The 20306-nt window shown below is 64.0% G+C and carries 19 protein-coding genes; 12 read left to right on the forward strand and 7 right to left on the reverse strand.

Annotated features, from left to right (window positions below; translation table 11 throughout):
- The first annotated feature begins 41 nt into the window (after nucleotides 1–41).
- Nucleotides 42–506 carry a cold-shock protein gene (locus ACFODV_RS09320; protein WP_379758073.1) on the forward strand — a complete coding sequence of 155 codons (465 nt, stop codon included), beginning with the start codon at nucleotides 42–44 and terminating at the stop codon, nucleotides 504–506.
- A gap of 88 nt (nucleotides 507–594) precedes the next feature.
- Here the strand turns inward: ACFODV_RS09320 and ACFODV_RS09325 are convergent, their stop codons facing one another.
- From ACFODV_RS09325 to map, 7 genes are all read right to left on the reverse strand, one after another.
- Nucleotides 595–996, reverse strand: a complete 402-nt coding sequence (locus ACFODV_RS09325; protein ID WP_379758076.1) for a hypothetical protein — start codon at nucleotides 994–996, stop codon at nucleotides 595–597.
- 7 nt (nucleotides 997–1003) lie between these two features.
- Entirely contained in the window at nucleotides 1004–2176 is a 1173-nt protein-coding gene (gene dapE, locus ACFODV_RS09330; RefSeq protein ID WP_379758079.1) for a succinyl-diaminopimelate desuccinylase, read from the reverse strand.
- Nucleotides 2163–3188 (reverse strand): 2,3,4,5-tetrahydropyridine-2,6-dicarboxylate N-succinyltransferase, encoded by a 1026-nt coding sequence (dapD, locus tag ACFODV_RS09335; protein WP_379758082.1) that lies wholly within the window; start codon nucleotides 3186–3188, stop codon nucleotides 2163–2165. Before dapD ends, dapE begins: the two co-directional genes overlap by 14 nt.
- 77 nt (nucleotides 3189–3265) lie before the next feature.
- Complete coding sequence (locus tag ACFODV_RS09340) at nucleotides 3266–3610, reverse strand: Spx/MgsR family RNA polymerase-binding regulatory protein (RefSeq protein WP_379758085.1); 345 nt, start codon at nucleotides 3608–3610, stop codon at nucleotides 3266–3268.
- A complete protein-coding gene (dapC, locus tag ACFODV_RS09345) occupies nucleotides 3610–4809 on the reverse strand; it encodes a succinyldiaminopimelate transaminase (RefSeq protein WP_379758088.1) in 1200 nt (399 codons plus the stop codon). Before dapC ends, ACFODV_RS09340 begins: the two co-directional genes overlap by 1 nt.
- A gap of 113 nt (nucleotides 4810–4922) precedes the next feature.
- Complete coding sequence (locus ACFODV_RS09350) at nucleotides 4923–7604, reverse strand: [protein-PII] uridylyltransferase (RefSeq protein WP_379758092.1); 2682 nt, start codon at nucleotides 7602–7604, stop codon at nucleotides 4923–4925.
- Between the two features lie 4 nt (nucleotides 7605–7608).
- Nucleotides 7609–8400 (reverse strand): type I methionyl aminopeptidase, encoded by a 792-nt coding sequence (gene map, locus ACFODV_RS09355; protein ID WP_379758095.1) that lies wholly within the window; start codon nucleotides 8398–8400, stop codon nucleotides 7609–7611.
- Between the two features lie 298 nt (nucleotides 8401–8698).
- Between map and rpsB the strand changes: the two genes are divergently transcribed.
- From rpsB to lpxD, 11 genes are all read left to right on the forward strand, one after another.
- The gene (gene rpsB, locus ACFODV_RS09360) at nucleotides 8699–9445 is read left to right on the forward strand and encodes a 30S ribosomal protein S2 (protein ID WP_379758098.1); all 747 of its coding nucleotides are present in this window, start codon (nucleotides 8699–8701) and stop codon (nucleotides 9443–9445) included.
- A 177-nt stretch (nucleotides 9446–9622) separates the two neighbouring features.
- Nucleotides 9623–10492: a translation elongation factor Ts gene (gene tsf, locus ACFODV_RS09365; protein ID WP_379758101.1), complete on the forward strand. Its 870-nt coding sequence runs from the start codon at nucleotides 9623–9625 to the stop codon at nucleotides 10490–10492.
- A gap of 109 nt (nucleotides 10493–10601) precedes the next feature.
- The gene (pyrH, locus tag ACFODV_RS09370) at nucleotides 10602–11363 is read left to right on the forward strand and encodes a UMP kinase (RefSeq protein WP_379758104.1); all 762 of its coding nucleotides are present in this window, start codon (nucleotides 10602–10604) and stop codon (nucleotides 11361–11363) included.
- Nucleotides 11364–11367: 4 nt separating this feature from the next.
- Nucleotides 11368–11925: a ribosome recycling factor gene (gene frr, locus ACFODV_RS09375; RefSeq protein ID WP_379758107.1), complete on the forward strand. Its 558-nt coding sequence runs from the start codon at nucleotides 11368–11370 to the stop codon at nucleotides 11923–11925.
- Nucleotides 11926–11993: 68 nt separating this feature from the next.
- Nucleotides 11994–12782 (forward strand): polyprenyl diphosphate synthase, encoded by a 789-nt coding sequence (gene uppS / locus ACFODV_RS09380; RefSeq protein WP_379758110.1) that lies wholly within the window; start codon nucleotides 11994–11996, stop codon nucleotides 12780–12782.
- Nucleotides 12775–13575, forward strand: coding sequence for a phosphatidate cytidylyltransferase (locus ACFODV_RS09385; RefSeq protein WP_379758113.1), 801 nt, complete (start codon nucleotides 12775–12777; stop codon nucleotides 13573–13575). The genes uppS and ACFODV_RS09385 overlap by 8 nt, the downstream gene beginning before the upstream one ends.
- 1 nt (nucleotide 13576) lies before the next feature.
- Nucleotides 13577–14782: a 1-deoxy-D-xylulose-5-phosphate reductoisomerase gene (ispC, locus tag ACFODV_RS09390; protein WP_379758116.1), complete on the forward strand. Its 1206-nt coding sequence runs from the start codon at nucleotides 13577–13579 to the stop codon at nucleotides 14780–14782.
- A 39-nt stretch (nucleotides 14783–14821) separates the two neighbouring features.
- On the forward strand, nucleotides 14822–16180 hold the full coding sequence (gene rseP, locus ACFODV_RS09395; protein WP_379758119.1) for an RIP metalloprotease RseP: 1359 nt from the start codon (nucleotides 14822–14824) through the stop codon (nucleotides 16178–16180).
- Nucleotides 16181–16355: 175 nt separating this feature from the next.
- Nucleotides 16356–18698 carry an outer membrane protein assembly factor BamA gene (bamA, locus tag ACFODV_RS09400; RefSeq protein ID WP_379758122.1) on the forward strand — a complete coding sequence of 781 codons (2343 nt, stop codon included), beginning with the start codon at nucleotides 16356–16358 and terminating at the stop codon, nucleotides 18696–18698.
- Nucleotides 18699–18753: 55 nt separating this feature from the next.
- Nucleotides 18754–19236 carry an OmpH family outer membrane protein gene (locus ACFODV_RS09405; RefSeq protein ID WP_379758125.1) on the forward strand — a complete coding sequence of 161 codons (483 nt, stop codon included), beginning with the start codon at nucleotides 18754–18756 and terminating at the stop codon, nucleotides 19234–19236.
- Nucleotides 19237–19259: 23 nt separating this feature from the next.
- Nucleotides 19260–20297, forward strand: coding sequence for a UDP-3-O-(3-hydroxymyristoyl)glucosamine N-acyltransferase (gene lpxD / locus ACFODV_RS09410; protein ID WP_379758128.1), 1038 nt, complete (start codon nucleotides 19260–19262; stop codon nucleotides 20295–20297).
- Nucleotides 20298–20306: the final 9 nt, after the last annotated feature.

The raw sequence follows: 20306 nt of genomic DNA on the forward strand, positions 1-20306 counted from the left end.
GTTTATTACGTTCATCACCAACAAGAGAGTCACTCGAGTCCATGAATCGCAAGGTCTTGTTTCGTTGCAGCCTGGTCAGCCTGCTGCTGGCGGCCCCCGCGCCGCTGTTGATTGCCCTGTTCGTGCATCTCGCCGGCGGCGACCTGGCCGAGGCGCTGTTTGCCAGCCTCGAAGTCGGCGGCATTGCCGTGGTCTATGTTGCCGCGGCTCTGGCGGCCTTCCTGATGTTGCTGATCGCCACCCTGGCGGTCAATGTGCTCACCCCGCAACTGGTCAATCTGGCCGAGGTCGAGAACGACGATCGCGAGATCGGCGAGGTGAAGTGGTTCAACGTCAACAAGGGGTACGGCTTCATCACCCGCGATAGCGGTGAGGATGTTTTCGTGCACTTTCGTGCCATCCGCGGCCGCGGCCATCGCACCCTGGCCGAGGGCCAGAAGGTTCGCTATCACATCATCGAGAACGAGCGCGGTCTTCAGGCCGATGATGTGACGGTGATCACCTGATCCTCGATATCTTTGCTCGACATCGTCTGTCGACACTGACGCAGCGCCCCGCATTTGCGGGGCGCTGTTTTTTGGTAACGCCCAGGCGTCAGCGTCCAGAATCCGGCCAGTCGATCTCGGCCTCACTGCCGTCGGGCAGCAGCCGCAGGAAGCGGTCCGGGTCGTCGCCAGGATGCCAGCTTCCCAGCGAGCAGCGCACCTCGCAACCCAGATGGGTGGCGGCGGATCGGGCGCAGGCCGCATCGTTCTCCCAGCTCGTGGCGGGGCTGTCGAACCAGAGGCTGGCGAAGCCATCGGCGGCCTTCTCCACCAGCAGCACCGGGACCTCCACGCCGTCGTGATGGCCACGGGTGCGCCACTGGCCCTTGCCGGCGGGCGCCAGTGGCTCGGCGCCGATGGCGGCACCGAGCCACTCGTCGAGCGCCTCGACGGGAGCCTTTGCCAGGTAGATCTCGATATCGGGGTAGCGCGGTTGGCTATCGGATGTCATGTCGGCCTCAGGGTCGGGCACTGCCGTGGATAAAAAGATGCTTCAGGATTGCCTCGTAGACTCGGCTGAGCTCATCCAGGTCGGCGGCACGAATACGCTCGTTGACCTGGTGGATGGTGGCGTTGAGCGGGCCCAGTTCCACCACCTGGCTGCCCAGGGTGGCGATAAAGCGGCCATCCGACGTGCCCCCCGAAGTGGATAGCTCTGGCCGATGCCCCATCACTTCCTCCACGCCGAGCATGGCCGCTTGGACCAGTTCGCCCTCGGCGGTGAGGAAGGGAGCGCCGTTCAGTGTCCAATCCAGGTGGTACTCGAGCCCATGGGCGTCGAGGATTGCGGCCGTGCGCTCCTGCAGCCGTTCATGGGTCAGCTCGGTGGAGAAGCGGAAGTTGAACACCACTTCCACCTCGCCGGGGATGACGTTGGTGGCGCCGGTCCCGGAGCGGATGTTGGACACCTGGAAGCTGGTAGCCGGGAAGAAGTCGTTGCCGCCGTCCCAGTGTTCACGGGTCAGCGCATCCAGCGCCGGCATCGCCTGGTGGATGGGGTTGCGCGCCAGATGGGGATAGGCCACGTGGCCCTGCACGCCCCGGATGTGAAGTTTGCCCCCCAAGGAGCCGCGTCGGCCGTTCTTGATGACATCCCCCAGCCGGGCGGTGGAGGAGGGCTCGCCGACGATACAGTAGTCGAGCCGCTCGTGGCGCTCGCGCAGGTGCTCGACCACGGCGCGCGTGCCATCCACCGCGGGCCCCTCCTCGTCGGAGGTGATCAGAAAGCCGATCTGGCCGTGGTGGTCCGGGTGGGCCGATACGAAGCGCTCCACGGCGGTCACCATGGCCGCCAGACTGCCTTTCATGTCGGCGGCGCCGCGACCCCTGAGCATGCCGTCATCGTCGATGCAGGGCTCGAAGGGCGGGAAGTCCCAGCGGGTGTAAGGACCGCTGGGGACTACGTCGGTATGGCCGGCGAAGGCCAGCAGCGGGCCGTGGTGGCCGCGGGTGGCCCAGAAGTTCTCCACGTCACCGAAGGGCAGGCGCTCGATATGAAAACCGAGCGCCTCGAGACGGGCGACCATCAGGTCCTGGCAGCCCAGGTCGTCCGGCGTGACCGAGGGGCGTCGGAGCAGATCGAAGGCGAGCTGCAGGGTGGGGGAAAGACCGGACGGATCAGTTGTGGGCATGCAGTGCCTCGTTGAGCGCGATGGCGCTCTTGTTGGTCAGGCACTCGATGCGGCCGTTCCGAGAGTTGCGACGCAGCAGCAGGTCGTCCTGGCCGGCCAGTTCCCGAGCAGCCACGGTCTTGACCTCCTGACCCTGGTCGTCGAGCAGGGCGACCTTGGCGCCGGCGGTCAGGTAGAGGCCGGCCTCCACGGTGCAGCGGTCGCCCAGCGGGATGCCGATGCCGGCGTTGGCACCGATCAGGCAGCCCTCGCCCACCTTGATGACGATGTTTCCACCGCCGGACAGGGTGCCCATGGTCGAGCAGCCGCCGCCAAGATCCGAGCCCTTGCCGACCATCACGCCGGCGGAGATGCGGCCCTCGATCATGCCGGGGCCTTCGGTGCCGGCATTGAAGTTGACGAAGCCCTCGTGCATCACGGTGGTGCCCTCGCCCAGATAGGCGCCAAGGCGCACCCTTGCGGTGTCGGCGATGCGCACGCCACCCGGCACCACGTAGTCGGTCATCTTGGGGAACTTGTCGACGCAGTCCACGGAGAGAGGGCGACCGGCGAGGCGCGCCTTGAGGCGGCGAGCGGGAAGCTCCTCGATGTCGATGGGACCCTCGCTGCTCCAGGCTACGTTGCGCAGCAGGCCGAACATGCCAGTCAGGTCAAGGCCGTGGGGTTTCACCAGGCGATGGGAAAGCAGATGCAGCTTGAGGTAGACCTCGGGCGCCGACGCCGGAGCGCCATCCTTTTCCAGGAACATGGCCACCAGCGGGCGGGTGCTGGTGGCAAACGATTCGGCCAGCTCCGCCTGGTCGACATGGCCGGCCTCGCGCAGGGCCTTGGCCAGCGCTGCACACTGCTCGGGCAGAAAGCTCACCGAGGCATTGCCGGCGGGAGCGTCGAGCACCCTGGTGGCCGCTTCGGTCAGGCTGGCCTCAGGGTGGAACAGGGGGGCAGGATAGTAGATTTCCAGCCAGTCGCCCTGGGTGTTCTGGGTGCCGATGCCGAGTGCAAAGCTGAGCATGTCTGTGTCCTTGTGGAGATGGCGTATGTAAAGGGAAACGGGCCGCCTGCCAGGCGGCCCGGCAACGTGTTAGGGGGCTAGCCGTTCAGGTTGTCGTAGTCACCGTCGCGGTAGCCGACGATGATCTCCTCGCCGGTGTCGAGAAGGGGACGTTTGAGTAGGGTAGGGTTGGCGAGGAGCAACTCGCGGGCCTTGTTGGCGTCCACCTCCTGCTTTTCCTCATCGGGGAGGTCGCGCCAGGTGGTGCTGCGCTTGTTGATAGCCTCCACCACCGGCACCTTCTCGAGAATATGCTCGAGCAGTGCGGCGGAGAGGCCATCTTCGCGCAGGTCATGATACTGATAAGGAACGCCGGAGCCGTCCATCGCCTTGCGGGCCTTGCGGCAGGTGTCGCAGTTCTTGATGCCGTACAGGGTGAACATCACAGACTCCTCTCGATGAATCGGCGGATGCGGTGCGCCGCTTCCACGGTGGGTTGCACCTCGGCGACCAGCGCCAGGCGCAGTCGCCCGGCGCCGGGATTGATGCCGTTGGCGCCCGGGCGCCCCATGTAGCTGCCGGGCAGCACGCTGACGTGCTCCTCGGCGAACAGCGCTCGGGTAAAGGCCTCGTCGTCGCTGCCGGGCACCGCCGGCCACAGGTAGAAGCTTGCCTCCGGCGTGGGGAATGCCATCACCGGGGCCAGGATGTCGGTGACGGCGGCGAATTTCTCGCGGTAGGCGTCGCGGTTGGCGCGGACATGGGCTTCGTCGCTCCAGGCGGTGATCGAGGCGTGCTGCACCGGCAGCGCCATGGCGCAGCCATGGTAGGTGCGATAGCGCTTGAAGGGAGCGATCAGTGCGGCATCGCCGGCCACAAAGCCGGAGCGTAGCCCCGGCAGGTTGGAGCGCTTGGAGAGCGAGTGGAATACCAGGCAGCGCCGATAGTCATGGCGGCCAAGCGATGCACAGGCCTCCAGCAGTCCCGGTGGCGGAGTCGCTTCGTCCAGATAGAGCTCCGAATAGCACTCGTCCGAGGCGATGAGAAAGTCGTGTTCGTCGGCCAGTGCCATCAGTTTCTGGAACTCTGCCAGCGGCGTTACTGCGCCGGTGGGATTGCCCGGGGAGCATAGAAAGACGATTTGGACATGGCGCCAGATGTCGGCGGGCACAGCATCGAAATCCGGTCGAAAGCCGTTCTCGGCGCTGCAGTCCAGATAGAGGGGTTCCCCTCCGGCCAACAGGGTGGCGCCCTCGTAGATCTGATAGAACGGGTTGGGCACCGCCACCTTGGCCGGGCGGGTGCGATCCAGCGCAGCCTGCACGAAGGCAAAGATCGCCTCGCGGGTGCCGTTCACCGGCAGCACCTGGGTCTCGGGATCGAGGCCCGCGAGCCCGAAGCGCCGAGTCGCCCAGCCGGCGATGGCCGCGCGCAGCTCGGGAAGGCCGGCGGTGGCCGGGTAGCGGGCGAACTCGGTCTGGTGCTCGACCAGGGTGGCCAGTGCCGCGGGGTAGGGCGCGTGCTGAGGCTCGCCGATGGTCAGCGGGATATGGGACAGCCCCTCGGGGGGCGTCACGCCGGCCTTGAGGTCGGCGAGCTTCTCGAAGGGATAGGGCTTGAGGGCGTCGAGATCGGGATTCATGGGTATCCAGGCGCGCCTCGCCGGCCGTGGCCTCGGGCGTCGTTGTGGTGGATCGTTATCGTGATCGGAAGGGATTTGATTATAGGGAAGCCCGGGGTAGGCCTCAAACGGGCCTAGCCAGAGACATCCAGGACCTCCACCAGCCGTTGTCGCAGCTGCGCCTGGCGTTCGGGATCGATGAGCGGTCGTCCTGCCTTGTCGGTGATGAAGAAAACGTCTTCTACCTTTTCGCCCAGGGTGGCGATCTTGGCCGCGGAGAGGGCGATGTCCTGCTCCATGAAGATTTGTCCGACCCGGGCCAGCAGACCGGGACGATCGGGTGCGATCAATTCCAGAAGCGTGCGGTCGTTGGCCGGGTCCTGCTCGATGATCACTTCGGTGGGTACCCGGAAGTGGCGCAGCTGGCGCGGCGTGTGTCGGGTGACGATCTGCGGGTAGTCGTCGGGGTCGTCGAGTTCTTCCACGAGATGGGCGCGGATCTCCTCGATGCGGGCGGGGTCGCGAATCGCCTTGCCATGGTCGTCGAGCACGATGAAGGTGTTGAGCGTCCAGTCGCTGCTGGAGGTGGCGATGCGGGCGTCGTGGATGGAGAGCCCGAGCTGGTCCAGGGCCGCGGCGGTGGCGGCGAAGAGGTCGTCCACCGAACGGGTGTGGATGAAGACCTTGGTGCCACCCTCGGCCATGTCGTCGACGGGAGCGCTGATCAGGATCAGCGGCAGCTGGCTGCCGCCGTGGGCCAGGATGCCCTGGGTCTGCCAGGCGATCTCGCTGGGAGCGTACTGCAGGAAGTACTCTTCGCCGAGCGACTCCCACAGGTGCTCCACGCTGGCCATGTTGGCGCCCACCGCGGCCAGCAGCGAAAGCGCCTCGCCGCGGGTCTCGTTGACCCAGTCGTCTCGCTCCAGCGGGTTCTCGAGGCCGCGGCGCAGGGCGCGTTTGGTCTCGGCGTGGAGCTGGCGCAGCAGGGAGGCGCGCCAGCCGTTCCATAGCGTCGGGTTGGTGGCGTTGATGTCGGCCACCGTGAGGACGTAGAGATAGTCGAGACGGGTCTCGTCTCCCACCAGGCGGGCGAAGTCGGCAATGACGTCGGGGTCGGTGGTGTCACGCTTCTGAGCCACCATCGACATGGTCAGATGGTGCTCCACCAGCCAGCTCACCAGGCGAGTGTCGCGGGTCGACAGGCCGTGGCGTTCGGCAAAGACCTCGACGTCCCGGGCGCCAAGGAGCGAGTGGTCGCCGCCGCGTCCCTTGCCGATATCATGATAAAGTCCGGCGATCCACAGGAGCTCCAGCTTGGGCAACTGGTGAATCAGGGCGGCGGCCACCGGGAAGGTCTCGCGTGCCTCGGGTTTGCGAAAGCCGTGGATGCATTTCAGCAGTCGCAGGGTGTGAGCGTCGACCGTGTAGATGTGGAAGAGGTCGTGCTGCATCAGCCCCACGGCGCGGCCGAACTCCGGCAGATACTTGCCCAGCACCCCGTAGCGGTTCATGCGGCGCAGCTGGCGGGCCACGTTGCCGCCTGAGCGCAGCAGTTCCATGAACAGGCTCTGGTGACGCACGTCGTCCCGGTAGAGGTCGTCCATCAGGTGGCGGTGATCGCGAATCAGGCGGATGGTGTCGGCGCGCACTCCCTCGATTTCCGGATGTTCGGCCATCAGCAGGAAGAGCTCCAGCAGCGCTGCGGGACGGTCCCGAAAGACGTTACGCGAGCGCGCCTGGATGTAGCCGCCGCGTATCTCGAAGCGGTCGTTGAGTGCAGCGGTCTCGAGCTCTTCGCCGGCGTGGAGAATCGCCTCGTTGAAGTGTTGAAGCAGCATGTCGTTGAGCCCGGCCAACGCCGTCACGTGGCGATAGTAGCGCTTCATGAACTGCTCGACGGCCAGTCGCTCCGGGCTGTCGCGGAAGCCGAACAGCTCGGCGATGGTGCGCTGGTGGTCGAACTGCAGGCGGTCTTCGGCGCGGCCGGTAAGCATATGCAGGGCGTAGCGCACTTGCCACAGGAACGCCTGGCCCTGGCTGAGGATGCGCAGCTCGGGGTCGTTCATGAAGCCGTTGGCCACCAGGTCTTCATAGCGCTGGCTGCCAAAGTAACGCTTGGCCACCCAGCCGATCATCTGGATGTCGCGCAGGCCGCCGGGAGAGCTCTTGATGTTGGGCTCAAGATGATACTCGGAGTTGTTGAAGCGGTGATGGCGACTGATCTGCTCCTGCCACTTAGCCTCGAAGAAACGGTCGGCGGGCCATAGCCGAGCAGGAGAGAGGCGACCTTTCATGGCGGCGCGCAATCTTTCCGGGCCGGCGACGGTGCGACTTTCCAGAAGATTGGTGATCACCGTGACGTCGGCTTCGGCCTCGCGTTCGCAATCGGATAGCGATCTGACGCTGTGACCTATCTCCAGGCCAATGTCCCACAGAAAAGTGATAAAGGCGGTCAGCGACTCCCGGTAGGGCGCATCGTCGTCGTGCTCGAGCAGTAGCAGCAGGTCGACGTCGGAGTGAGGGTGCAACTCCCCACGGCCGTAGCCGCCTACCGCGAGAAGTGCCACCCCGCTGTCTGGCCAGTCATGCTGCTCCCAGGCCACCGTCAGCAGCTGATCCAGGCACCAGGCGCGGCCATGGATCAGGTCGCGGATGTCAGCGCCCTCCCGGAAGCGTCCGTCGAGCCGGTCCTGGATCTCGCGCAGCGCCGCCTTGAAGGGGGCGATGGGCGAGCGGCTGCCTGCGAGTTCAGCGCGGAAGGCGTCGGCGTCGAACAGGCCCTCGTCGGGGGAGAAGCGGTAATGGTGGAGCAGCATGGTGTTAGCGCTCGAGGAAGGAGAGGTCTTCGTCGCGGCGCACGGTGAGCACCTCGACGCCGGTCTCAGTCACCAGCAGGGTGTGCTCCCACTGAGCGGAGAGGCTGCGGTCTTTGGTGATGGCGGTCCAGCCGTCGCGCAGTACCTTGGTGCGGGAATCGCCGACGTTGATCATCGGCTCGATGGTAAAACACATGCCGGCAGCCAGTTCGATATCCGCCTCGGGGGCGTAGCCATCGTAGTGCAGCACCTGGGGCTCCTCGTGGAAGCCGGCACCAATGCCGTGGCCGCAGAAGTCACGCACTACCGAGTAGCCGCTGGCCTCGGCGTGGCCCTGGATGGCGCGGGCAAGCGTGGAGAGTCGAGCGCCCGGACGGACGAGCGCGATGCTGCGATATAGGCACTCCTGGGTGACGCGGCACAGCCGCTCACCCTGGATGGTCTCGCCGATCACGAACATCACGCTGGAGTCGCCATGATAGCCGTCGGCGGTCTTCACGGTGATGTCCAGGTTCATGATGTCGCCCTTCTTCAGCGTCTTGCTGTCGTCGGGGATGCCGTGGCACACCACATGGTTGATGGAGGTGCACACCGATTTGGGAAAGCCGTGGTAGTCCAGCGGGGCAGGGGTGGAGCCTAGCTCGTCGACGATATAGGCGTGGCAGCGGCGGTCGATCTCACCGGTGGTGATGCCAGCCTTGACAAAAGGGGTGATCATTTCCAGCACACTGGCGGCCTGACGGCCGGCTTCGCGCATCTTCTCGATCTCGTCGGGCGTCTTGATGGGTACGTTCATGGAATCTCGAGGGGTAGGAGGTGGGGTCGCCCTGGCGACTTCAACTTGCGCATGATCCATGGTATAAAGCTGCGCGTCTTCCTGCAATCGCCCGTCTCTCATCTACCCCCCGCGTCGAAGCTTCGCCGTGAGGGTCATATGGAGAGCGTTGGCAGGACGGCCTAATTCAATGCAACGCCTTGAAATCACACATGCACCGGCACATGGTCCCGGGTGCTGTCGTGGTCATCTCTCGATGATGCGGCGGTCGGATCCATGGGGTGCGTGGAGGCCTAACCCGATTTTCCAGGAGTCATCCATGGCACACGTTAATATGCGTGACCTGCTCAAAGCAGGCGCTCACTTCGGTCACCAGACCAAATACTGGAATCCGAAGATGAGCAAGTTCATCTTCGGCGCCCGTAACAAGATCCACATCATCAACCTCGAGCATACCTTGCCGGCCCTCAACGAGGCCATTGACGTGGTCGAGAAGATGGCCGCGTCCAACAACAAGGTCATGTTCGTTGGCACCAAGCGCAGCGCCAGCAAGATCATCAAGGAAGAGGCCAAGCGTGCCGGTCAGCCCTATGTCAACCACCGCTGGCTGGGTGGCATGCTGACCAACTACAAGACTATCCGCCAGTCCATCAAGCGGCTGCGCGACCTCGAGACCATGCGCGAGGACGGCACCTTCGAGAAGTTGACCAAGAAGGAAGTCCTGATGGCGACCCGCGAGCAGGACAAGCTCGAGCGTTCCATCGGCGGTATCAAGGAGATGGGTGGCCTGCCCGACGCCCTGTTCGTGATCGACGTGGACCACGAGCGCATCGCCATCAACGAGGCGAACAAGCTGGGCATACCGGTCATCGGCGTGGTGGATACCAACTCCAACCCGGACGGCGTCGACTACGTGATCCCGGGCAACGATGACTCCATCCGCGCCATTCAGATCTACGTCATGGCCATCGCCGACGCCTGTGCCCGTGCGAAGGAAGGACGCCCTGACGAATTCGTCGAAGTGACCGACGAAGCCGTTCAGGAAAGCGACAGCGCCGCCGAGTGATCGTGGCCCGTCTGGTCGGTCGCGGTCGCCCAAGGTGGCCGTCGCCACGGCGGTTGGCCCCAGGTTGGCCGGCCAGATGAGAAGGGGGCCGCGGCCCCCTTTTTTCTCAGTATTCGCCGGATTCGTCCCAGCGACGGGTCCGCCATCCGTTGACAAACAGATCCAGAGGTAAACCCCATGGCAGCTATCAGCGCCTCCCAGGTCAAGGAACTGCGCGAGCGTACCGGGCTCGGCATGATGGAGTGCAAGAAGGCCCTCACCGAAACCGACGGTGACATCGAAGTCGCCATCGAGAACCTGCGCAAGAGCTCAGGCCTCAAGGCCGCCAAGAAGGCCGACCGTACCGCCGCCGAGGGCACCGTGGTGACCCGCGTGGCGGACGACGGCAGCTACGGCGTGATGGTCGAAATCAACTCCGAGACCGACTTTGTCGCTCGCGATGATAACTTCAAGGACTTTGCTACCAAGATCGTTGACGCCTTCTTCGCGGCCAAGAGCGAAGACGTGGCCGCGGTCATGTCCGGTGATCTCGAGACGGCTCGCGAACAGCTGGTGCAGAAGATCGGAGAGAACATCGGCGTGCGCCGCAGTGTTGTCGTCGAGGCCGGCGAGGGTGGCCTGGTGGGTGAGTACGTCCACGGCGGCCGTATCGGCGTTCTGACCGTGCTGAAGGGCGGAAACGCGGAGGCGGCCAAGGACGTCGCCATGCACGTCGCCGCCATCAACCCGGCCGTGGCACGTCCCGAGGACATGCCCCAGGAGCAGCTGGACAAGGAAAAGGAAATTATCCTCGCCCAGCCCGATATGGCCGGCAAGCCCGAGAACATCGCCGAGAAGATGGTCCAGGGTCGCCTGAAGAAATACCTGGCCGAGGTCAGCCTGACCGAGCAGCCCTTCGTCAAGAACCCGGACCAGAGTGTGGCCGAGTTCGTCAAGGCAGCCGGCGGCGAGGTTCTCGGTTTCACGCGGTTCGAAGTGGGCGAGGGTATCGAGAAGGAAGAGGTCGACTTCGCCAAGGAAGTCATGGAGCAGGCCAAGCGCAGCTGAGGCCAGATGTTCCCGCAGGATGATGGCGTGCGCGCGAGCGCACGCTTTCGCGTATCCGGCCACTACACAGGCCACCCGACATGCCACCGCTGATGCCCAGGAGACAGCCATGCCTACCACCGATCACGTCGAGACGCCGCCCAAGGTCCGTTCCGACAAGTCGAAGTACAAGCGAATCCTGCTCAAGCTCTCCGGCGAGGCGTTGACCGGCGATGCCGAGTTTGGCATCGACCCCAAAGTGCTCGATCGCCTGGCTCTGGAGATCGGCCAGCTGGTAGGGATCGGGGTGCAGGTCGGCATCGTGGTCGGCGGCGGCAACCTGTTCCGCGGTGCCGCCCTGCACGCAGCGGGCATGGATAGGGTCACGGGCGACCACATGGGTATGCTGGCCACGGTCATGAATGCCCTGGCCATGCGTGATGCCCTGGAACGTTCCAATATTCGCTCGCGAGTGATGTCTGCCATTCCCATGAGCGGCGTAGTGGAACACTACGATCGCCGCACCGCCATCCGCTATCTGACTTCCGGGGATGTGGTACTGTTCTCCGCCGGTACCGGCAACCCCTTCTTTACCACCGATTCCGCGGCCTGCCTGCGCGGAATCGAGATCGACGCCGACGTGGTAGTCAAGGCCACCAAGGTGGACGGGGTCTACAACAAGGACCCGGTCAAGCATGCTGACGCGGTCAAGTACCATCAGCTCAGCTATGACGATGCCCTGGACCAGAAGCTCGGCATCATGGATTTGACCGCCATCTGCCTGGTGCGTGACCATGACATGCCGGTCCGCGTCTTTAATATGAACAAGCCCGGCGCCCTGCTCAATCTGGTGGTTGGCGGCGAGGAAGGCACGCTGATAGACAGAGGTTGATATCGTGATCAATGACATCAAGAAGGATGCGGAAGCCCGCATGAAGAAGAGCGTTGAAGCTCTTCAAGGCAACCTGAACAAGATTCGTACCGGGCGTGCCCATTCCAGCATCCTGGATTCGGTTACCGTGGACTACTACGGCAGTCAGGTGCCCTTGAACCAGGTGGCGAACATCAATACCGAAGATGCCCGCACTCTTTCCGTGGTGCCCTGGGAGCAGAACATGGTGCCCAAGATCGAGAAGGCCATCATGACCTCCGATCTCGGTTTGAACCCGTCTACCGCCGGCAACAACATTCGCGTGCCGATGCCGATGCTCACTGAGGAGACGCGCAAGGGCTACATCAAGCAGGCTCGCGCCGAGGCCGAGCACGCCCGAGTGGCGGTGCGCAACGTGCGTCGTGATGCCAACGGCGATACCAAGTCGCTGCTCAAGGAGAAGGAAATCTCCGAGGATGAGCAGCACCAGGCCGAGGATGCGATTCAGAAACTCACCGACAAGTTCATCGCCGAGATCGACGGCATGCTGGAATCCAAGGAACATGACTTGATGCAGATCTGAGGAGCGCCGAGGGGCCGCCAGGAGGGCGGCCTCCCGTCTTGAGCCCCCACTCCCCGATGCGAGACCCCATGACGTCACCGCCTACCTCAGATCCCAGCGCCACGGAAGGCAAGCTCGCCAACTCGAAAGACGCGCTGCCTCGCCATGTGGCGATCATCATGGATGGCAACAACCGCTGGGCGAGAGCGCGCGGCCTTTCAGGTGTGCGCGGCCATCACGCCGGCGTTGAGGCGGTTCGCGCCACCATTCGCCGCGCTGCTGAGCGCGGGGTCGAGACCCTGACCCTGTTCGCTTTCTCCAGCGAGAACTGGAAGCGCCCCCGGGCTGAGATAAGTGCGCTGATGGAGCTGTTTCTGCTGGCGCTCAAGCGCGAGGTGACAAAACTTCACGCGAATGGCATCCGCCTCTCCGTGATTGGTGATCTTTCCGCCTTCTCGGAGTCGATCAGGAAACATATCGCCCGAGCCGAAGCGAAGACCCGCGATAACACCCGCCTGCACCTGGTGATCGCCGCCAATTACGGCGGACACTGGGATCTGGCGCGGGCGGCGCGTCGTTTGGGGGAGCGCGTTGCCGCCGGTGAGCTTGACCCCTCATTAATCGATGAAGCCGCTTTCGCCGACGAGCTGAGTCTGGCCGATGTTCCGTCGGTAGATCTGTGCATCCGCACCAGCGGAGAACAGCGCATTTCCAACTTTGTTCTCTGGGAACTGGCGTATGCCGAGCTGCACTTTACCCCGTGCCTGTGGCCCGACTTCGACGCTGAAGCCTTCGATCTGGCGCTGGACGACTTTCAGCGTCGTCAGCGTCGCTTCGGAATGACTGACGAACAGATCGAGGCGCAACAAGGTGCTTAGACAGCGCATCATCACCGCAGCCTGGTTGGCGCCGCTAATGCTGGCCGGCCTGTTCGGCCTTTCCGGCAGTCTCTTTGCCTTGTTCACTGCTGGCGTCGTGCTGCTGGCCGGCTGGGAATGGACCAACCTGGCAGGCATCAGCCGGCGCGATCACCGGCTGATGCTGGTGGGCGTGCTGGCTGTGATCATGCTGATGCTGTGGCTCAGCGGCGCGGCTCTTGCCGCTTGGCCGCTGTGGCTGGGGGTCGCCGGTTGGCTGGTCAATCTTTACTGGGTCGTTCACTACCCCGCCCGAGGGGGGCAATGGCAGTCGTCCCCGCGGCGCCTGGCCATGGGCCTGTGGGTGCTTCTGCCGGCCTGGGTGGGCCTCAATGTACTACGCGATACCGGCGCTGCATGGTTACTCTTCGTGCTGCTGCTGGTGTGGTGTGCCGATATTGGCGCCTACTTCGCCGGCCGCGCCTTCGGCCACCGCAAGCTGGCACCGAGCGTGAGCCCCGGCAAGAGCTGGGAAGGCGTGGCTGGCGGCCTGGCCGCTACCGCGGTGCTGGCCCTGATCTTCGGCGCCTGGCAAGGGCTTGGGCTTGGCGGTGGTCTGGCCCTGCTGTTGGCAACCTTGGCGGTGACCCTGGTCTCGGTGCTGGGAGATCTGCTGGAGAGCATGCTCAAGCGCTACCGCGGGATCAAAGACTCCAGCCAGCTGTTGCCCGGCCATGGCGGCGTGCTTGACCGCATCGACAGCCTCACCGCGGCGCTGCCTCTGTTTGCCCTGCTGTTGATGGGGGTGCTCTAGCGTGTCGTCGAAACAGAAGAATGTTCAACGTCGACAGGCGGTCACCGTGCTGGGGGCCACCGGTTCCATCGGCACCAGCACTCTGGACGTCATCGCCCGTCATCCCGAGCGATACCGGATCCATGCGCTGACTGCCCACCGTTCAAGGGAGCCTCTGCTGGCGCTTTGCCTTACCCACCGTCCCGCCTTGGCGGTGCTTGGCGATGAGCGTGATGCCACCTGGTTGCGCGCGCACCTGGCCGAGGCGGGCGTGGCCACCGAGGTCGAAAGCGGACCGGCTGCCCTGGTGGCGGCTGCCGAGGCCAGCGACGTGGACGTGGTAATGTCGGCCATCGTCGGCGCTGCGGGGCTCCTGCCCACCCTCGCCGCCGTGCATGCCGGCAAGCGCGTGCTCCTTGCCAACAAGGAGGCCCTGGTGATGTCCGGGTCGCTGTTCATGGAGGCGGTGGCCAAGAGTGGGGCGATCCTATTGCCCATCGATTCCGAACACAATGCCATCTACCAGTGTCTACCCACTGAGCATCGAGGCGGCCTGGCTCGCCACGGCGTGACTCAGCTGCTGCTTACCGCTTCCGGTGGCCCCTTTCGGGGCTGGTCAGCGGAAGCCCTGGAACAGGTCACGCCTGATCAGGCCTGCGCCCACCCCAACTGGTCCATGGGGCGCAAGATTTCGGTGGACAGTGCCACCCTGATGAACAAGGGGCTTGAGTTGATAGAGGCATGCTGGCTGTTCGATGCGCGACCCGAACAGGTCCAGGTGGTGGTGCACCCCCAGAGCGTGATCCATTCCATGGCCGCCTTCAGCGACGGTTCGGTGATCGCTCAGCTGGGCAATCCCGATATGCGCACCCCCATCGCCTACGGGCTGGGCTGGCCGGATCGCATCGATGCCGGCGTGGCGGCGCTGGACCTCTTCCAGGTGGCACGGCTCGACTTCGAGATACCTGACGAGGTCGCCTTTCCCTGTCTGAGGCTGGCCCGGGAGGCCATGGCCGCAGGAGGTACGTCTCCTGCGGTACTCAATGCCGCCAACGAGGTGGCGGTGGAGGCCTTTCTCGACGGTCGGCTTTCCTTCACCGGGATTGCCGATCTCGTGGCCAGGGTCCAGGACGCCGAGCCATTCGAGTCTGTTTGCGACCTCGAGGCGGTGCTTGAGGCCGATGCCAGGGCGCGACGTGCCGCAACCGCCTTGCTGGCAGGCCACTGAGCCGATGCCTACCCAACCCGACCCCCGGAGGAGACTGACTTGGGCCTGATTCAGAATATCTTGGCCGTTATCGTGGTGCTGGGCCTGCTGATTACCTTTCACGAGTTCGGTCACTTCTGGGTGGCCAGACGTTGTGGCGTCAAGGTGCTGCGCTTTTCGGTGGGCTTCGGCAAGCCGATCTGGTCTCGCCATGACCGCTACGGCACCGAGTTTGTCGTAGCCGCCATCCCGCTGGGCGGCTACGTGAAGATGCTCGACGAGCGTGAAGCCCCCGTGCCTGAGGAGCAGCTCGACCAGGCCTTCAATCGCAAGACGGTGTGGCAGCGTATCGCCATTGTTGTTGCGGGCCCCTTGGCCAACTTCTTGCTCGCCATCGTGGCCTACTGGGCGTTGTTCGTGGTGGGTACCACGGCGGTGGCGCCGATGATCGGCAGCGTCGAGCCGGGCTCGCCCGCGGAGCGAGGCGGGCTTACTCCTGGCCAGGAGATCGTTGCCGTGCGTGGGGAGACAGTGCGCGGCTGGGATGAGATCAATCTCAAACTGGTCGCCGCCATCGGCATGAGCGGGGAACTGCGCGTTGATGCTCGTTCCGATGCTTCCGCCGATTCTCGCGAGTACCGTCTGCCGGTGGAGAACTGGCTGGTGCGCCAGGATCCGCCCCAGCCGCTACCAAGCCTCGGCGTTACCCCGTGGCGCCCGCCTTTACCGGCGGTGATAGGACAGCTGGTGCCCGGTGAGGCCGCCGACGCTGCAGGTCTGCAGTCCGGCGACAAGGTTCTCACCGTGGATGGCGCGCCGGTCGACGACTGGATGCACTTTGTGGATATCGTGCGTGCCAGCCCTGGCGATTCGCTGATGCTGGAGGTGTCTCGGGATGACGAGCGACTAAGGCTGTCCGTCACCCCCGGCCGCAATGAACTGGAAGAAGGCGTGTCCATCGGCTACATCGGCACCGGGGTGGCGTCGGTGGAGTGGCCCGAGGAATACCTTCGCGAGATCCGCTACGGCCCAATAGCGGCGGTCGGCGAGGCCGTGTCGCGGACCGGCGAGATGACTCTGCTGACACTGGACGCTATCCGTAAGATGCTGGTGGGGTTGATCTCGCCCTCGAATCTCTCGGGGCCGATCACCATCGCCCAGATATCGGGCGACTCAGCGCGGGCGGGCCTGGAGAGTTTCGTCAGCTTCCTGGCGTATCTCTCCATCAGTCTTGGCGTGCTCAACCTTTTACCGATCCCTGTGCTCGACGGTGGCCACTTGCTCTACTATTTCATGGAAGTGGTCCGCGGGCGTCCGGTTTCCGAGCAGGTCCAGGCGATCGGGTTGCGTATCGGTCTTGCGCTGGTGGGCTCCCTGATGCTGATGGCAATCTATTTTGATCTAATGCGGTTATGGTGACGCATGGCCTGAGCGACTGCACAGAGCAAGGTGGCTAGGGATTGCCCTTCCCCGACGCCCCTCGCCGGCAGTGCCGTTTACTGGTTCAAGGCCTCTGCCTTGTCAGTGGGTCGCACAAATGTATATGGTGCCTGTCTGGACAGGTTTGGCAGATCAACGCGAGCGAATCGACTGCATGAAAATCAAGACCATCGGACTTGCGGCACTGCTGCTCGTCGGGGCCGGCACGGCCCAGGCCCAATCCTTCGAGGTTTCGGACATTCGTGTAGAAGGCTTGCAACGAGTTTCCGCCGCCTCCGTCTTCAACGCCTTCCCTGTCAGCGCTCGCGACCGCGTCGATGACCGTGAGCTGGCCGAAGCGACCCGCAGCCTGTTCGCCACCGGGATGTTCGAAGATATCAGCCTCGCTCGTGACGGCGACGTGCTGATCATCCAGGTGGTGGAGCGCCCGACCATCAGCCGCCTTAACATCAGCGGCAATAGCCAGATTGGTGATGAAGCGCTGCGCCAGGGCTTGCGCCAGGCCGGCCTGGCAGAAGGCGAAGTGTTGCAGCTCTCTACTCTGGAGGAGATTCAGCGCGAGCTGGAGGGCGTCTACCAGGGGCAGGGCCGCTACAGCGCCAGCATCGAGACCAGCGTAAGTGAGATCGATGAAGGTCGCGTGCAGGTTGACGTGACGATCAACGAGGGCGCCGTGGCACGCATTCGTCAGATCAACCTCGTCGGCAACCGTGACTTCGATGACGACACCCTGCGCGACGTCTTCGAGCTCAACGATCGTCCTGGCCGACTCTTCGGCTGGTTCTCCCAGGATGAGTACTCTCGCGAGGCACTGGCCGGCGATCTGGAACGCCTTCGCTCCTTCTATCTGGATCGCGGCTACGTCAACTTCAACGTCGACTCGACCCAGGTCTCGATCAGTCCGGACAAGTCGCAGATCTTCATTACCGTCAACCTCAACGAGGGTCGCCAGTACCGAATCGGCGACGTGCGCTTCGTGGGTGACCTGCAGATCAGCGAGCGTGAAGCGCGTGACCTGCTGGCCGTGGAGCCGGGCCAGGTATTTTCCCGCAGCGATGTGACCACCTCCTCCGAGGCGCTGCGTGCGCGGCTGGGAGCCGAGGGGTTTGCCTTCGCCAGCGTCGATGGCATTCCCGAGGTTTCCGTCGATGGCGACGCTGTCGACCTCGCTTTCCGCATCGATGCCGGGCGTCGCGCCTACGTGCGCCGCATTGAGTTCGTGGGCAACACCACCACTCAGGACGAGGTGCTGCGCCGCGAGATGATTCAGCTGGAAGGGGCGCCTGCCTCGACAGAGTCGATCACCCAGTCCCGCCAGCGTCTCGAGCGACTGGGCTTCTTCCGTGAGGTGGATGTGGAAACGCGCCCGGTGGCAGGTGAGCCGGACAAGCTAGACGTCACCTACACCGTGGAGGAGCAGCCCTCAGGCTCCGTCTCCGCCAGCGTTGGTTTTTCCCAGAGCGCCGGTGTCATTTACGGCGTGGGCCTCTCCCAGAGCAATTTCCTGGGGACCGGCAACCGGGTGAATGTCGGCGCCCAGCGCAGTGACACTTTCACCAGCGTCAACTTCGGTTTCACCGACCCTTACTGGACCCTCGACGGTATCTCTCGTGGCTATAATTTTTACTATCGAGAGACCGACTACGAAGATTCCGATATCTCCACCTATTCCACCGACGCCTACGGCGCGGGGATCAATTTCGGCTATCCGATCAATGAGATTACCCGTCTCAATTTCGGCGCCGCGGTGGAGGATCTGACCATCAAGACCTATCGCGATACCGCTCAGGAGATCCAGCAGTATGTCCTGGACCAGGGCGAGGACTCCCAGGCCTTGAAGCTGACCGCCAGTTGGACACGCAACAACCTCAATCGGGGCATCATGCCCACTGCCGGTAATTACCAGCGCCTGTCGCTGGAGACTGCGGTGCCCGGCAGCGACGCCGAATATTACAAGGTGCGCGCCCAGGCCCGACAGCTGTTTCCCCTCAATGACAATCAGGACTGGGCGCTGAAGTTCAGCGGAGAGGTGGGTTATGCCGATGTGGTCGGCAGCGACCCCTATCCGTTCTATGAGAATTTCTATGCCGGTGGTCTCGGCTCGGTCCGCGGTTTCACAGCCAATACCCTCGGGCAGCTCACCACCCCCCCGGAGACCGGCGGGCGTGACCGTACCATGGGCGGCAACGTGCTGATGCAAGGCAGCGCTGAGCTGCTTTTCCCGCTGCCGTTCATCGAGGATCGTCGTTCTTTGCAGACCTCACTGTTTCTGGATGCGGGTAATACCTTTCTCACCAGCTGCTATGACGTACCCGATAGCACACCTTCCTCCTGCAGCTCCGGAGTGGATCTGGGCGATCTGCGCTACAGCGTGGGCGTGGGGCTCTCCTGGCTGACCCCGGTGGGCCCGCTCACCTTCAGCGTTGCCGAACCCCTCAACGATGAAAGTGGCGATGACACCCAGTTCTTCCAGTTCTCGCTGGGCCAGAGCTTCTGATCCCGCCCCATCCGACAGCCGGGCCGCCTCAGGGCGGTCCGCCAAGGAGTTTGATATGCGTAGATTAACCGCGGCATTGAGCCTCATCCTGCTGGCGGCACTGGCCCTTCCGGCCCAGGCTGCCGACGTGGCCATGCTGGACTGGCGGCGAGCGCTGATGCAGACCGATGCCGCCCAGCGTTCCATGAGTGAGCTGGAGGGTCGCATCGGTAGCCAGCAGCGTCAGGCACAGGCGCTGGATCAAGAGCTGTCTCAGTTACAGCAGCGCGCCGGCAGTCTCTCCGACAGTGAACGCCAGGAGGCCAATCGGAAGGCCTCTGAGCTCAACCGTCTGGTCAGTGACATCATGCAGACACAGCAGGAGGCCGAGCAGCGTTTTCTGAGCGATGCGGAGTCAAGGCTCGAACAGGCGGTGGAGCAGGTGATCGCGCGTCACGGCATCGACGTACTCGTCGAGCCCCAGGGCGTGCTTCACGCCAGTCAGGACTTGCCCGACCTGACCGGCGAAGTGACCCAGATTCTCAATACCCTGTTCTGAGCCGGCTGCAGCGGATCCTCGCCATGACCCGACGCGATCTTCCTACTTATACCCTCGGTGAACTGGCCGGCCTTCTTGGCGCCAGGCTTGTTGGCGACGCCGATCGCCGCGTCAGCGGGCTTGCCACCCTCAAGGAGGCCGGTCCGGATCAGGTGGCTTTCCTGGCTAATCGCGCCTATCTCAAGGATCTTCCGGAAACCCGCGCCGCGGCGGTACTGTTGCATCCCCAGCATGGCGAGGCCTGCCCTGCCGCCCGGTTGGAGCTCGACAACCCCTACCTGGGTTATGCCGCACTGTCGCGGCTCCTGGATCCTCTGGTGGGTCGCGAGCCCGCCGGTGTGCATGCCTCGGCGGTCGTGGACCCCAGCGTCAATCTGGGTGAGCGGGTCGAAGTGGGTGCCAATGCCGTGATCGAAGCCGGTGCAGCATTGGGCGACGACGTCATCGTTGGCTCCGGCTCGGTGGTCGGGGCAGACGCAGTGATTGGTGAGGGTTCGCGGCTGCACGCCAACGTCACCGTCTGCCATGGGGTGGTGATCGGGGAGCGGGCCATCCTGCATAGCGGCTGCGTGATCGGCGGCGACGGCTTTGGCTTCGCCCATGACGGGGCTCGCTGGCACAAGATTGCACAGCTCGGCGGGGTGGTTCTGGGCAATGACGTTGAGGTGGGCAGCTGTTCGAGCATCGATCGCGGAGCCCTGGGAGATACCTTGATCGGTGACGACGTCAAGATCGACAGCCAGGTGCAGATCGCCCACAACGTGCAGATCGGGGACCACAGCGCCCTGGCGGGCTGCGTGGGGATCGCTGGCTCGACGAAAGTTGGCAGACACTGCATGCTGGGCGGCGGTGTCGGGCTCTCCGGCCATCTGACGATTTGCGATGGCGTTCAGGTTACCGGCATGAGCCTTGTCACCAACTCGATCACCGAGCCCGGTGTGTATTCCTCCGGCACCGGGGCGATGAAGAACGTTCAGTGGCGCAAGAATGCAGTACGATTCAAGCAGCTCGACGACATCGCCAAGCGGCTTTCGCGTCTCGAGAAGGAGCGTGACGGTTGAGGGTAGCGC

It is taken from the genome of Halomonas tibetensis, assembly GCF_042643535.1.
Taxonomy (GTDB): Bacteria; Pseudomonadota; Gammaproteobacteria; order Pseudomonadales; family Halomonadaceae; genus Halomonas; species Halomonas tibetensis.